A 13,200-nucleotide genomic window follows, 5' to 3' on the forward strand; every position below is an offset into this window, starting at 1 on the left:
ACCATTATTCCGTGGGTATAAAGAACCCACGGAATAGATTTTACACCATTTACTTCACTAAATTTAGTTTTTTTAGTCCGTTGTAAATACCCGAATCATCAACAGAAGTGGTTCGGTGTTTTGCATATGGAAACAGATCTGGATTACTATTTCCCATAGCAAAACCTTCACCTACCACTTGCAGCATTTCTTTATCGTTCATTCCATCACCGAAGGCAATTGCCTGTTCTGGTTTTCCTCCTATATGCTGAAGCACTTTTTTTACTGCCTCTCCTTTATTTACTCGTTTACGAATAACATCATAACAGTCGGAAATACCATTTACGATCACTTCAGATAAATAAAAATCGTTATTTAAAATTTCATATTCCTTGGCCTGTTCAGGAGGGACATTGATTAGCGAAAAGCTAAGGATTTGACTATGCACATCTTGTGTTAACATGCGATTATTTTTTAACTGGAATACTTCAGAAAAGTTCTTCATAACTGGGTTCGTTAATGAGGTAAAATAATTTTTATCACTTGTATAGCAAACAATTTCATGATTATTTTTTTTAGCGACTGCCAAAAATTGCTCAAAGGTGCTTTGATTTATTGGTTCATCTACAAGAATATTATCTTCATAGATGGCATACGCTCCATTATAACCAATATAGCCTTCTACACCTAGTTCTTCTCCCAGTTCTTTCACTTCATGAAGTGGCCTTCCGGTGCAAATAAATACAAGCATACCTTGTTCTTGTACTTGTCCTATTGCCTCTTTTGTAGAGGAAGTGTACGTATGATCTGGTGTTAAAATCGTGCCGTCAATATCGAGGAATAGTGTTTTATATGTCATGGACTTTGATTTCTCCTTTATTTGATGAAGTGTTTGTCGTCTCTATTATGAAACGATTCTAGTATTTGTCAACTAATTTTACGGTCATAGCATATAAAACATTCTTAAGAATAATTTACATTCATTTAGAAAGACTTGGCTGCCAAGTCTTTATGGCGAAAGCTACCGTTTTTCTTATAGTGTAAAAAAATACAGCCAAGTTTGAATAAACTTGGCTGTATAGTTTAAATAGGAAGAGGATGTTTTTTAAAAAGGAAATAATTTTAATCACTAGTATTAGATGGACGAGTATAAACTTTATTTTGTTTATCTACAAACATAAAGTTCTAAATTACAAATCATTGTGCTTAATTAGCCAATTTTTAATGGATTGAACAACAGACTCCACGGTTTCTTCAAGAAAAGGTGAGGACAAATTAGCAGCTTTTACCAGTTCTAAAAAAGACTTAGAACCTCCCAGCTTACATAGTTTTACATAGTCTTGCCAGGCAGTTTGAAAATCTTCTCTTGAGCGTTTCCAAAACTGAAATGCGCATAGTTGGGCTAATGTATAGTCAATATAATAAAAAGGGTCCTCATAGATATGCCCTTGCTTTTGCCAAAAACGTCCAGATGAAAAATAGTCATTTCCGTCATAGTCGCGATGCGGAAGGTAGATTGCCTCCAATTGTTTCCATGCCTTATTCCGTTCATCCGGTGACCATTCTGGATGAGCATATACTAAATGTTGGAATTCATCAACCGCTACACCATAAGGAATAAACAATAAGCCACCGGTTATGTGTGCGTATTGATATTTTTCAGTTTCTTCTTCAAAGAAAAGCTTCATCCATGGCCAAGTAAAGAACTCCATACTCATGGAATGTATTTCTGCTGCTTCTAAGGTAGGAAAAGTATACTCAGGAATTCCAATGGTTCTACTACAGTATGTTTGGAACGCATGACCTGCTTCGTGTGTCAGAACGTCAATATCACTAGATGTTCCATTAAAGTTAGCAAAAATAAACGGTGATTGGTAATCTTCTATAAAAGTACAGTAGCCTCCTGCCTCTTTTCCCTTTTTTGCTTCCAGATCCATTAAGTTACGCTCCAGCATAAAATGAAAGAATTCATTGGTCTCAGGTGAAAGTTCTGCATACATTTTCTTGCCATTATGAATGATCCAATCTGCATTTCCTCTAGGAGTCGGATTACCATCTGGATACTTAAACATTTCGTCATAATATTTCAATGTATCTACATGGATACGTTGAGCGTGTTTCTCATAAAGTTTCGAAGCTAACGGAACGATAACATCACGCACTTGCTTGCGAAAAACAGCTACCATTTCAGGATTGTAATCAATGCGTTGCATACGAAGATAACCAACTTCGGTAAAATTACGAAATCCAAGCTTCTTTGCGATTTTATGTCTAACGTTGACGAGCTGGTCATAGATCTCATCAAATTGTGCTTTGTTTTCGGCAAAGAAATCGGCTCTTACTTGAACAGCTTTTTTTCGGATATTCCGGTTTTTATCTTCGGTAAAGGGACCTAACTGAGCAAGGGTATATGTTTTCCCTTGAAACTCTACTTCGGCTGAAGCTACTAGCTTTGCGTACGAAGAAGTTAGCTTATTTTCTGTTTGCAGCAAGGGAATTATTTCTGGTGAAAAGGTTCTTACACTGCATTCTGCGATGTGAAATAACTGAGAACCCCATTGTTGCTCAAGCTCTTTTCTAAATGGGGATTGAATGAGCTCTTTATAAAATGTAACATCCAGTTCCTTTATTTCCGGTTCAGCATGATCAAAGAAATCACGTTCATTCTGATAAAACTCATCATTTGTATCAATAGATGAGCGAATAAAGACTAAATTAAATAATGTGGATAATCTGTTTCTAAATTGGTTAATAGCTTGGATAGCTTTATTTGCTTCATAGATAGTTGAAGCTTCAATAAGTGCGTTTAACAGATGAGTAAACTGTTCCTTTTCTTTAGCTAGATTTGGTCGTTTGTATATATATTGTTCAAAAGTTGTTGCCACGGTATCCCTCCTTGTTTGAATCCCGCATGAACGGGCGGAACATGCACATTTTAATAGCGTTATAGTAGCTGTTATGGAAAATGTAAAAAAATCTATCCATGATAGGTGTTTTAATTTACTTTGCATCTAGGTGACAGATGTTGTTTCAATGACATTCATAAACGGATTTTTAAGTGCATGTTTTATCTCGCATATAACTGGCAGTAAGACTTCCACTTCCCACTTTAATGCTACGAGGTAATCCCTAGGAAGATAAGGGGGAGAATCCAACTGCAAGTCAAATGTCTGAATCTGTTGTTTCTAATAGTTCAGTGGGGATAAAAGAAAAACCCACTGATTTACTTTATTTAATTCGACATACGAAACTTAAAATCCTGTTTATTTTTCAAAATTCATTAGTTATTCTAGTAGAATATAAAATTACCATGTAATAAAAAGTAAAAAGATAAGCAGTATTTAATAGTAGGTATTTTGAAAAAGAGAATAAAATCGCTACGGTCTTGAAAGATCGCCATGTGCTGCTACAAATTAGGTGAAATCACTTTTGAAAAAAAGGCTAGGTTTATTGACTTTCGTTCATTTCAATTGTAGACTATATTAAGCATATACTTATGTATGGGGTGAATAATATGTTACAATCGGTGCTTACAATTGGTGCAATACTTGTAGTTGCAGTTATTGTAGTAAGCTTAATTTTGCTAAAAGCTACACCAAAGGAAAGCTATGTGGGCTACTATCCTGGTATTTTGGTAGGGCTTGCAGGATTAGTATTCTTAACAATAGCTGCTGCATTCGGTAAAATTGAAATCATGGGCGCTGGTTTAGGGGGATGGGGCATTGCATCATTATTTTCTGCAGCGATTGGCCTCATTATAACAGCGTTAACAGACACTTATGCACATGCAAGGGTATAATGAAAAAAAAGCGGATAACCCGCTTTTTTTTCATTAGGAAATATATCCGTTTCTTTATTGTGAATAGTGTTTTTTGTACTTTAGAAAAGCACATTAGTTGCATAAATGGGTATACCCATTATGCTGTTCAACTTTCCCTTCCTTCATTAATCTTCCTATTGCCCGCTTGAAGGCGGCTTTACTTATGTGAAAGGTTGCTCGAATATCTTCAGGGTCACTTTTATCATCAAACGGTATCACACCGTCATTTGCTTTTAAGTGTTCGAGAATTTGGTCTGCGTCTTCTTGTATGCTTTCTCTTTTCAATGGGCGCAAGGAAACGTTTAGTGTACCATCATCCTTAACATCAATGACTCTTCCTTGTATATATTCTCCTAAACGCGGTTCTTTTTTTCGTTCTGTATAATGAATAAAACCACGATAATGCTCTGGAGTAATGATGGCAGAACCTTCTCTATTCGTTCGATAAACGGTACCTGAAATAGAGGCGTTTAATAAACTCTCAGGTGCTGGTTCTATTCTGCTAAATATCACTTGTTCTGTTGCAGGAATTGCAAGCAATCTGCCTTTTCGGTCCCTTCCGAGTGTGACAAAAAGTTTATCGTCCGTTTGTGGCCACACTTTCTCATATAGGGGTAGATCATCCTTAGATACAAGTATCTCTTTTGTTGTTCCGATATCTACAAACACACCAAGATTTGGAGTTACCTGTTTTACAATACTCCAGCCATATACATCCATCTGCACATGGGGAAGTTTTGTGGTTGCAACGGTTTTTCCTTTTTTATCTAAATATAAAAACACGCTTACTTCTTGATTGGGTTGCAGCTCTTGATCTGCTTCTTGATGGTGCAATAGAACCTCATTGGTTTCAAATGTTAGTACATATCCAGTATCGATGATTCGATCAACCGTCAAGGATTGGATGGTTCCTGTTAAATGTTTCATTTAATTCCCTTCTTTCTTTATATTGGAAAAGGGGCACTCATCTTTAGAGTCCCCCTTTGATTTCAAAGTAACATAAGTTTTTATCCCGCATGTAAGGTGCCGTAAGACTCCCACTTAAGATCTTGAGTTTCATACAAAAGGTCTAAGTAGGAGAAAACGGCACCTAAATGCCCGATTCGTTCAACTAACATTCAGTAGGAGTTTTCTTCCATCTCCTACTAAATGAAGTTTCACTTTATTTATACGTTCGAATAACTTCGAATGAGAAATTCTTCTTTCTTATTTTCATATGCAGCATGTATAATCATTTACGATAACACTGATTATCGTGAGAATTTCACTTAACCGCGGTATATGTTCCACTGGATGTTTTCTAACTTAAGCAACGTAAACCCAACCTGCTTTTACGTCCTTGCGACCCCGAAGTCGCGCCAGTGTGAATAAGCATCTTTAAAAACATGGTAGAATGCCAGATTACTTCATGATTACTTCGGCTTGTTAGCTTCCATATACTCTCATATTATCACCGATTTGTCAAATACCGTTGTTAACTATTTATATCCAATAGAAGTTATGATCAACATGAAGGGGTCGGTACACGCCTTTGAAGTTTACGGTTAGGATTCTATGGGTATTTTAGTAATACGAAATTTTTAAAAAAGGAGATTATGATGATACGTACAATTCTAATGATAATCGGTTTAATTGTTGTCATCGGTTGGATTATTTCTTTGTTTTAAGTATGGTAAAGAGCTAAATTCAGATGTTTTCGTTATAATAAAAAGGATATCATTAGTGCTTTTCCTTTTAGAGATTGTTCAAAAACCATGTTAATAATGACACAGCGAATTTCTTCGTACGTTAGAACGTATAAGAATTTTTAAGTTCTAAGTGTTGAGATAGCCGTTCATCTTTTTTATCCCCTTTTTAAACACGCTCTAGTAAGGAATTGCGTGCTTTTAGTAGGCAAGATTATAAAGGAGTGATTGGATGGATATGCAATTAAATGATAAGACAGTCCTTGTCACTGCAGGTAGTAAAGGATTAGGCAGAGCAATCGCGATGGAATTTGCGAAAGAGGGAGCCGCTGTATTTATTAGTAGTCGCAGTGAAACTAACTTACAACATACAGTAGAAGATATTAAACAAGAGACTGGCAATCCGAATGTGGAATATATTGTTTGTGATATGAAGGATGCACATGCAATTAAACAGATGATTGCTACCATTGTTTCACAACGTAGAACGATTGATGTCCTCATTAATAACGCAGGGGGACCGCCGGCTGGAAGCTTTCTTGAAATGGATGATGCAGACTGGTATCATGCCTTTGAATTAAATCTTCTTAGTTTTGTAAGAACGATTCGAGAGGCTGTTCCTCATATGAAGCAGCAGCAAAGCGGACGCATTGTCAATATTGCTTCCTCTTCCATCAAGCATGCTCTTGATAATTTAGTACTATCGAACACAATTCGTCCTGGAATTGTTGGACTTTCCAAAACATTAGCGCAAGAATTAAGTGAAGCTAATATTTTAATTAATACGGTCGGACCGGGTTCTATTAAGACGGAACGAATTTTAGATTTAAATAAGAAAAGGGCAGAAAAACTAAACATGTTAACAGAGGAAGTAATGGCTAAAGCAGAACAACAAATTCCAATGAAACGCTACGGCAAGCCAGAGGAATTTGCCAAAGCTGTCGTATTTTTAGCTTCAGGAGCAAATACGTATATTACAGGTCAACCTTTAATAGTGGATGGTGGACTTGTTAAGGCACTTTAAAATTAGGAACCTGTGTAAATGGTATAGAAATCATAAGCAGAAAAAATGAAAGAACCTTTTTATCGAAGAAGGTTCTTTCATTTTTGTTTACATGTTTAAGAAACAATATCCGCTCCTATGGACAGCCTTGTTTACCGTTTGCCAGTATGTGCTCAAAGCGCCATGTGTTTTGTTTCTTAACCTTATCGATTACCGTTATTGCACAGTAACTAGTGTAATAAACTGGCAACCCCAAGTAAGATCAGTAAAACTGGAGGGAGGAATTTCATGCGCTGCAATTGCTTACTCTTTGTCAATAATCTCCCAATCGTTAAACCGCAAAATAAGAACACACCACTCATACAGGCGATTAATACAGCAGTTACTATCGGTCCATATCCTAGCATAGATGCGCCGATACCAGCACCAAATGCATCCAAAGCTAGCGCTGATCCAAGCAAAATAGCTTCACCAGATGAAATCGTTCCAGAACAGTCTAAGTCAGCTCTATCCGGTGTAGTTAAAACAGCAGTTAAAATATTTTGCTTATTATTTTTTTCCTTATCTGATGAAGCTGCTCTTGAAGATAGACTATTATATAATGCAAAGCTACCCAATATAATTAATATACTTCCGCCAAGCAGACTAGCTGTATCTGGAGTAAGCATGGTAAGAAGCAAATTTCCAATCGTCATAGAGGCTAAAACGATAACCCCCGAACATAGCATAATGATAACTAATGCATTTAAAGGTACTCTTATATTCCGCATCCCATAAATAATTCCAACACCAAAGCTATCTAAGCTGACTGCAATCACTAAAAGAATTAAACCTGTATAAAAAAACATAGCACCAATTCCTTTGCGTTTGTTCTAAAGTATTGTATGTAGTTCATCATTTGTTGTGCGTATCCAACTTATGGACAATTCGCTTTCCTATAAAATAAAAAATTCCAATAGCTAATTGTCTGCTAGACTGTTTATCTTGTTGTTTAAGAAAATCTATCTGTTCCTACATGATGGATAACTTTTTTGAAAAGTATCTTTATCTAGATTAAGTACTTAAGCTGTAGCAAACTTCGCTCTTCTTCCTATGATAAGTAAACATTGGCTCGAATCGAAAGAAAGGCCGACTTAAAGGCGGGCTTGCCGATCGGCATCAGCCTCCCCCTGTTTTAGTGATGTTTCCTTTATCCCGGTTCTTATTTCAAATATCTGCTTATTATTTGTAAATTTATGTGAAAAACGGCATCTAAATGCCCGATTGGTTTAAGGGCCTTTAGGTCATACCCTTGTGGTACTAACATTCCGTGTAAAAAACGTTCTACGGAATGAAGTTTCACACCTTATCGCTTCAGAAGATCTGCCATTTGTTCGTTTATCCTGAGCACTTCTAGCTGTTGCTCTTCTTCATCCTGCCGACTATACTAAGTAGTAACTTTCTATATTGTGCGTTGGTTCTAGTACGATTACAGAAAGGTTCTTTTGTGTTATCATGAAATTTAGGTAGTTGAAGAAAGGATTTTTTAATATGAGTAAAATAGTAGTTTTAGCGGAGAAGCCCTCTGTTGGCCGGGATATTGCCCGTGTTTTACAATGTCATAAAAAAGGTAACGGCTTTATGGAAGGTGCAAAATATATTGTAACTTGGGCGCTTGGGCATCTAGTTACATTAGCTGATCCGGAAGTTTATGATCAGAAATATAAAACGTGGAAGTTAGAGGATTTACCGATGCTTCCATCTCATTTAAAGTTGAGTGTTATTAAAAAGACAGGGAAACAATTTCAAACAGTTAAAGTGCAGCTGAATCGCAAAGATGTTCGAGAGATTGTTATTGCTACCGATGCCGGAAGAGAGGGAGAATTGGTAGCACGCTGGATCTTGGAAAAAGCAAATACGAAAAAGCCGATAAAACGATTATGGATATCTTCTGTAACGGATAAGGCAATACGCGATGGTTTTAAGCAGCTTAAGCCCGGTAAGCAATTTGAAAATTTATATGCTTCTGCAGTAGCACGATCTGAAGCAGATTGGTATGTTGGTTTGAATGCAACGAGAGCTTTAACAACTAAATTCAATGCACAACTATCAACTGGACGAGTGCAGACCCCCACCTTGGCTATGGTTGCTGCTCGAGAAGAGGAGATAAAATCGTTTAAGCCGAAGCCGTTTTATGGAATAGAAGCGAAAATAAATAAAGGCTTTACATTAATCTGGCAGGATACCAATCATAATAAACGGCTGTTTTCGAAACAAATTGCTGATAAGATGTTAAAGAAGGTTGCAAACCAACCATTAACGATTGTGAACGTAGACAAAAAATACAAGAAAAAATTTGCACCGCAATTGTATGATTTAACAGAATTACAACGGGATGCAAATCGCATCTTTAATTTTTCGGGTAAACAAACATTATCGATTATGCAAAAATTATATGAACACCATAAGATTTTAACCTATCCACGAACTGATTCACGAGTCATTTCTTCGGATATTGTTTCGACTTTAAGGGATCGGGTAAAAGCATGTGGCGTAGATCAATATGCTCGTCAGGCTAATAAAATTTTACAAAAAGAGTTAAAACTTTCTAAATCCGTTGTGAATAATGCGAAGGTTACAGATCATCATGCGATTATCCCTACTGAACAAGCGGTTGTACTTACGGATTTAAATGATAAAGAGCTAAAAATATATGACCTTGTAGTAAAACGTTTCTTAGCAGTATTGTCCGATCCATATGAGTTCGAACAAACGACAATAACGGCAGAAGCAGACGGAGAACATTTTACTGCTAGTGGGAAGCTAGTTAGAAAGCAAGGTTGGAAAGAGCTGTACCATCGCGATTTTGACGAAGAAGCAGATGATAATGAACAGCGGTTGCCGTCCTTGGAAAAAGGTCACGTTTTTAAAACAGTAACATATGTTTTAACTCAAGGAGAAACAAAACCGCCAGAAAGATTTACAGAAGGCAGTTTGCTGCAAGCAATGGAAAATCCTGCTCGCTTTATGAACAGTCAGGATAAAAAATTGGCTCAGACATTAAGTAAAACAGGTGGTATTGGAACAGTTGCGACACGTGCTGATATTATTGAAAAGCTATTCAATAGTATGTATATGGAAATGAAAGGAAAATACATTTTCATCACACCAACAGGAAGACAGCTACTTGATCTGGTACCTGAAGAATTGCGTTCTCCAGCTCTAACAGCAGAGTGGGAGCAAAAGCTTAGTCAAATTGCAGAAGGTAAATTGAATCAGCGGCAATTTATTTCAGAGATCAAAACGTATACAAAGCAGGTAGTTCAACAAATAAAGGCAAGTCAGGAAACGTTCAAACATGATAATATGACTGGAACCAAATGCCCTCATTGTGGCAAGTTAATGCTAGAAATATCCAATAAAAAAGGGAGAATGCTTGTTTGTCAAGACCGGTCTTGCGGACATAAAAAGAATATTGCTAAATATACCAACGCTCGCTGCCCTAACTGCCATAAGCGTCTTGAATTACGTGGAGAAGGTGAAGGACAACTATTTTTATGTAAATGTGGGTATCGTGAGAAATTATCTACATTTAATGCACGTAAACAACGTGAAAAGAAAAAGAATGTCTCTCGAAAAGAAATCAATAAGTATTTGAAAAAACAAGATGATGGATTCGTTAATCATGCTTTAGCAGAACAGCTGGCAAAATTGAAAAAATAAGTATTATTCAGCCCCCTTTGTGCTTCATGTAATCGTGCAAAGGGGGCTATTCTATTAGTTATGGTTGTGTGGTTGTGTTTACAGCTTTATAAGGATTGGTGGTAGACTATTTACTGATGTTGTAGAGAAACGCTGGTTTAAAATCGCTTTTCTTCAATAATATGGTGGAACTTATCTAATATTTGCACTTTGCTGGGGCTGTTTTCTACTGCCATTTTCTCAGCGGCAGCAATGGCTTCATCTTTTGCATCATACAATTCTTCTGGCGCCACGTCTTCAAGCTTTACAAACCATGCTGTTGCATCAACATTTGGTGTGACACTATACGTTCTCATGAATAAAAACTCCTTTACAATCTTTTATCAAGGTTGTTCAAAAAATCAAGTTTCAGCTTTAATATGCACTTGTAGTTAAGCTGTTCCCAGTTTTAGCTGTAGTCAAACAATAGAATAAGGAGGGAATGGTTTGAGTAACAGTTGAATAAACTGACTCAGGGGGAAAAACCAACTATTTATTCCACATGTGACTAGCAGTAAGACATGCTCCTCCATGCATGCTACGAGGTGAAACCTAGGAGGAAAAGCGTGCGATCCAACTGCAACTCAAATGCCTGATCCTGTTCATTCTGACAATCGGTGGGGAGAAAAGAAAACCCTACATTTCCTTTCACTTTATTAGTGAATAGGAAATTAATCATGATAAATTTTACGTAAGCTGTTTACTTGCAATTACCATCTCATGTATCATTTAATAAGAAGTAGGCTTGGTTTAACGATATAAGGGAGGTTAGAATCGATGGCTTTTGTAATATTAGATCCTTGTCAGGGTGAAAAGTCAGGTGAATGTGTTAGCGTTTGCCCTGTTGATTGTATAGAAGAAGGACCAGACCAATTTTATATTGACCCAGATGTATGTATTGATTGCGGGGCTTGCAAAGCAGTTTGCCCTGTTGATGCAATTGAAGAAGAGTATGATTTAACTGCTGAACAAGAGGTGTTCTTAGAAAAAGCAGAAGAATTTTTTGCAAATAGATAAATGAATAAAGAAAATAAAAAGGGCTCATTTCCAAATGAACTGCCCCCTGTCAAGTAGACAGTGGAAATAATAAAAAAGATTTAAGTGGCTTTAGCTCTATATTCCATAGGGCTAAGGCCGTTTAATCGCTTTTGATACCTTTCATAATTATAAAAATGAATATACTCATCTATCGCAGTAGTAAGTTCCTCAAATGTTTTATATTTATGTAAATAATACTTCTCACATTTCAGTGTCCCAAAAAAAGACTCCATTGGTCCATTATCAATACACCGACCAACTCGTGACATGCTTTGTGTCATCTCTGCCGCATCTATTTTACGTTTGAACCCTTTAGAGGTGTATTGGAATCCACGGTCACTATGGATAAGAGGCTGTTCTTCATTCAATAGTACTGTGGCTTGATCAAGTGTCTTAAATACAAGTTGATTATTGTTGGAATGTCCTAGAACATAACTTATAATGGATCCGTCATAAAGATCACGAATCGCACTTAAATAGGCCTTTTTTGATTGGTCATACTTAAATTCTGTAACGTCCGTTACCCATTTTTCATTTGGTTTTTCGGCTTGGAATTCACGATTTAATATATTGTCTGCCACATGTTGAGGTGTAGAGCGTTTATATCGCTTCTTCTTGACACGAATGACAGAGCGTAATCCAGCCACTTTCATCAACCGATAGATTCTTTTATGATTAAGTTTCTCCTCGAACTTTCTATTCATGTGAAGGGTCATTTGACGATAACCAAATATACCACCCACTTTTTCATGGAGTATTTGCACCTCTTTGATAATTTCTTTATTCTGTATTTCTCTGGATGAAGGAGTACGATTTAGCCACTTATAGTATGCAGAACGTGCAATTCCCGCGATTTCACAAAGTAAACGAATGCTTAACCCTTCATTCTGATGAAGCTCTTGAATAGCGACATACTTATCCTCAAATCGGATTTGGCTTATTTTCGCCTCCTTTCGATCTCCTCTAACTTTTTTAAGAAAGCATTCTCTGCACGTAAACGTTCGTTCTCCTTTGCGATTCGATGCATTTCTAACTTCATTTTTTCTTCGGAAGTTAACTCATTTTCACTTTTAGAACGTCCTCTTCTATCCTTTAACGCATCCCATCCACCATCTTCATATTTACGTACCCATTGATATATTTGTTGGTAAGACACTTGATGATTATCCGCAGTTTGTTGATAATTCTTCCCGTTCGCTAAGGCATCTTGTACCATCTCAATTCGTTCTTTCCAAGTTGTTTTTCTCCCTTTAGTCATCGAGCTCGTTCTTCCTTTCGACGTATCCTTTAATTCTCTATGACTATTATACTGCTTTATCCATTTTCGAAGTACGGATGTGCTAGATATTTTATACTTGCGAATGACCTCCCGTTGAGAATACTCCCCTGATATATAATCTTCTACAGCTGCTTGTTTTAAATCTTTAGAATATGACTTCCATGTCCTTGAGTTCTCCAATCCATTGAGACCGTATTTCTCATATTTATTAGCCCAATCATACAGAGTTACCTCCGAAATTCCGTATTTTGAACATAATTCTATTAGCGTATAATCTTCATTCTTATATGCCTTTAACACTTCATACTTAAACTGTCTAGAGTAAAATTTATATTTATTGGACATAAAAAACTCCCCTTAAGGTAATAACAGATTTTTATTTTTTAATCTGTCTACTTTAAGGGGAGCATATCAGAATTTGATGGGGGCTTTTATTTTATAAGTGAGTTAATAGGACAAGGAGAAGACTTTTATCTAAAAATTGAAGAAATTGAATTAAATCTTAGATTTTATTTAGAATGGCTTAATTTATGTAACGATACTAGAAACAGGGAAGAATTAGTTTCTTTGGACGGAAGATTTAAGATTGTTGTCAATAAAAAAAAATAAACATTTCACAATGAATTTTATTTATTCCGAAATCGATTATGACGAAATAATTTGTCTAGCAATACAA

The 13,200-nt window shown here is 36.4% G+C and carries 10 protein-coding genes; 4 read left to right on the top strand and 6 right to left on the bottom strand.

Annotated features, from left to right (window positions below; translation table 11 throughout):
- Window positions 1–49: 49 nt before the first annotated feature.
- Together BN1066_RS13020 and BN1066_RS13025 are read right to left on the bottom strand one after the other, a co-directional pair.
- Window positions 50–838: an HAD family hydrolase gene (locus BN1066_RS13020; protein ID WP_077319909.1), complete on the bottom strand. Its 789-nt coding sequence runs from the start codon at window positions 836–838 to the stop codon at window positions 50–52.
- Between the two features lie 331 nt (window positions 839–1,169).
- Window positions 1,170–2,864 carry a M3 family oligoendopeptidase gene (locus BN1066_RS13025; protein ID WP_245799786.1) on the bottom strand — a complete coding sequence of 565 codons (1,695 nt, stop codon included), beginning with the start codon at window positions 2,862–2,864 and terminating at the stop codon, window positions 1,170–1,172.
- Between the two features lie 629 nt (window positions 2,865–3,493).
- Here BN1066_RS13025 and BN1066_RS13030 point away from each other — a divergent pair.
- A complete protein-coding gene (locus tag BN1066_RS13030; protein WP_077319911.1) occupies window positions 3,494–3,778 on the top strand; it encodes a hypothetical protein in 285 nt (94 codons plus the stop codon).
- A gap of 93 nt (window positions 3,779–3,871) precedes the next feature.
- Here BN1066_RS13030 and BN1066_RS13035 read toward each other — a convergent pair whose 3' ends face one another.
- On the bottom strand, window positions 3,872–4,726 hold the full coding sequence (locus BN1066_RS13035) for a CvfB family protein (RefSeq protein ID WP_077319912.1): 855 nt from the start codon (window positions 4,724–4,726) through the stop codon (window positions 3,872–3,874).
- Window positions 4,727–5,716: 990 nt separating this feature from the next.
- Between BN1066_RS13035 and BN1066_RS13040 the strand changes: the two genes are divergently transcribed.
- The gene (locus BN1066_RS13040; RefSeq protein WP_077319913.1) at window positions 5,717–6,508 is read left to right on the top strand and encodes an SDR family oxidoreductase; all 792 of its coding nucleotides are present in this window, start codon (window positions 5,717–5,719) and stop codon (window positions 6,506–6,508) included.
- A 209-nt stretch (window positions 6,509–6,717) separates the two neighbouring features.
- Here the strand turns inward: BN1066_RS13040 and ytaF are convergent, their stop codons facing one another.
- The gene (ytaF, locus tag BN1066_RS13045) at window positions 6,718–7,335 is read right to left on the bottom strand and encodes a sporulation membrane protein YtaF (RefSeq protein ID WP_077319914.1); all 618 of its coding nucleotides are present in this window, start codon (window positions 7,333–7,335) and stop codon (window positions 6,718–6,720) included.
- 682 nt (window positions 7,336–8,017) lie between these two features.
- Between ytaF and BN1066_RS13050 the strand changes: the two genes are divergently transcribed.
- A complete protein-coding gene (locus tag BN1066_RS13050) occupies window positions 8,018–10,189 on the top strand; it encodes a DNA topoisomerase III (protein WP_077319915.1) in 2,172 nt (723 codons plus the stop codon).
- A 137-nt stretch (window positions 10,190–10,326) separates the two neighbouring features.
- On the opposite strand, the gene BN1066_RS13055 is transcribed toward BN1066_RS13050, so the two are convergent.
- A complete protein-coding gene (locus BN1066_RS13055; protein ID WP_077319916.1) occupies window positions 10,327–10,524 on the bottom strand; it encodes a DUF2188 domain-containing protein in 198 nt (65 codons plus the stop codon).
- 460 nt (window positions 10,525–10,984) lie between these two features.
- Here BN1066_RS13055 and BN1066_RS13060 point away from each other — a divergent pair, with 460 nt between their 5' ends.
- Complete coding sequence (locus BN1066_RS13060) at window positions 10,985–11,224, top strand: ferredoxin family protein (protein WP_077301735.1); 240 nt, start codon at window positions 10,985–10,987, stop codon at window positions 11,222–11,224.
- Window positions 11,225–11,304: 80 nt separating this feature from the next.
- On the opposite strand, the gene BN1066_RS19680 is transcribed toward BN1066_RS13060, so the two are convergent.
- Window positions 11,305–12,869, bottom strand: a protein-coding gene (locus BN1066_RS19680; RefSeq protein ID WP_143695710.1) for an IS3 family transposase whose coding sequence is annotated in 2 segments (ribosomal slippage) — window positions 11,305–12,230 and window positions 12,230–12,869 — 1,566 coding nt in all. Because the reading frame shifts where the segments join, the coding sequence is not laid out codon by codon here.
- Window positions 12,870–13,200: the final 331 nt, after the last annotated feature.

The organism is Virgibacillus proomii, assembly GCF_900162615.1.
In the GTDB taxonomy this organism is placed as follows: domain Bacteria; phylum Bacillota; class Bacilli; order Bacillales; family Amphibacillaceae; genus Virgibacillus; species Virgibacillus proomii.

Excerpts from the sequence above, each read along its gene's own strand:
- BN1066_RS13060 (WP_077301735.1), top strand. The coding sequence starts at position 10,985 with ATGGCTTTTGTAATATTAGATCCTTGTCAGGGTGAAAAGTCAGGTGAA.
- BN1066_RS13035 (WP_077319912.1), bottom strand. The coding sequence starts at position 4,726 with ATGAAACATTTAACAGGAACCATCCAATCCTTGACGGTTGATCGAATC.
- ytaF (WP_077319914.1), bottom strand. The coding sequence starts at position 7,335 with ATGTTTTTTTATACAGGTTTAATTCTTTTAGTGATTGCAGTCAGCTTA.
- BN1066_RS13030 (WP_077319911.1), top strand. The coding sequence starts at position 3,494 with ATGTTACAATCGGTGCTTACAATTGGTGCAATACTTGTAGTTGCAGTT.
- BN1066_RS13040 (WP_077319913.1), top strand. The coding sequence starts at position 5,717 with ATGGATATGCAATTAAATGATAAGACAGTCCTTGTCACTGCAGGTAGT.
- BN1066_RS13050 (WP_077319915.1), top strand. The coding sequence starts at position 8,018 with ATGAGTAAAATAGTAGTTTTAGCGGAGAAGCCCTCTGTTGGCCGGGAT.
- BN1066_RS13055 (WP_077319916.1), bottom strand. The coding sequence starts at position 10,524 with ATGAGAACGTATAGTGTCACACCAAATGTTGATGCAACAGCATGGTTT.
- BN1066_RS13020 (WP_077319909.1), bottom strand. The coding sequence starts at position 838 with ATGACATATAAAACACTATTCCTCGATATTGACGGCACGATTTTAACA.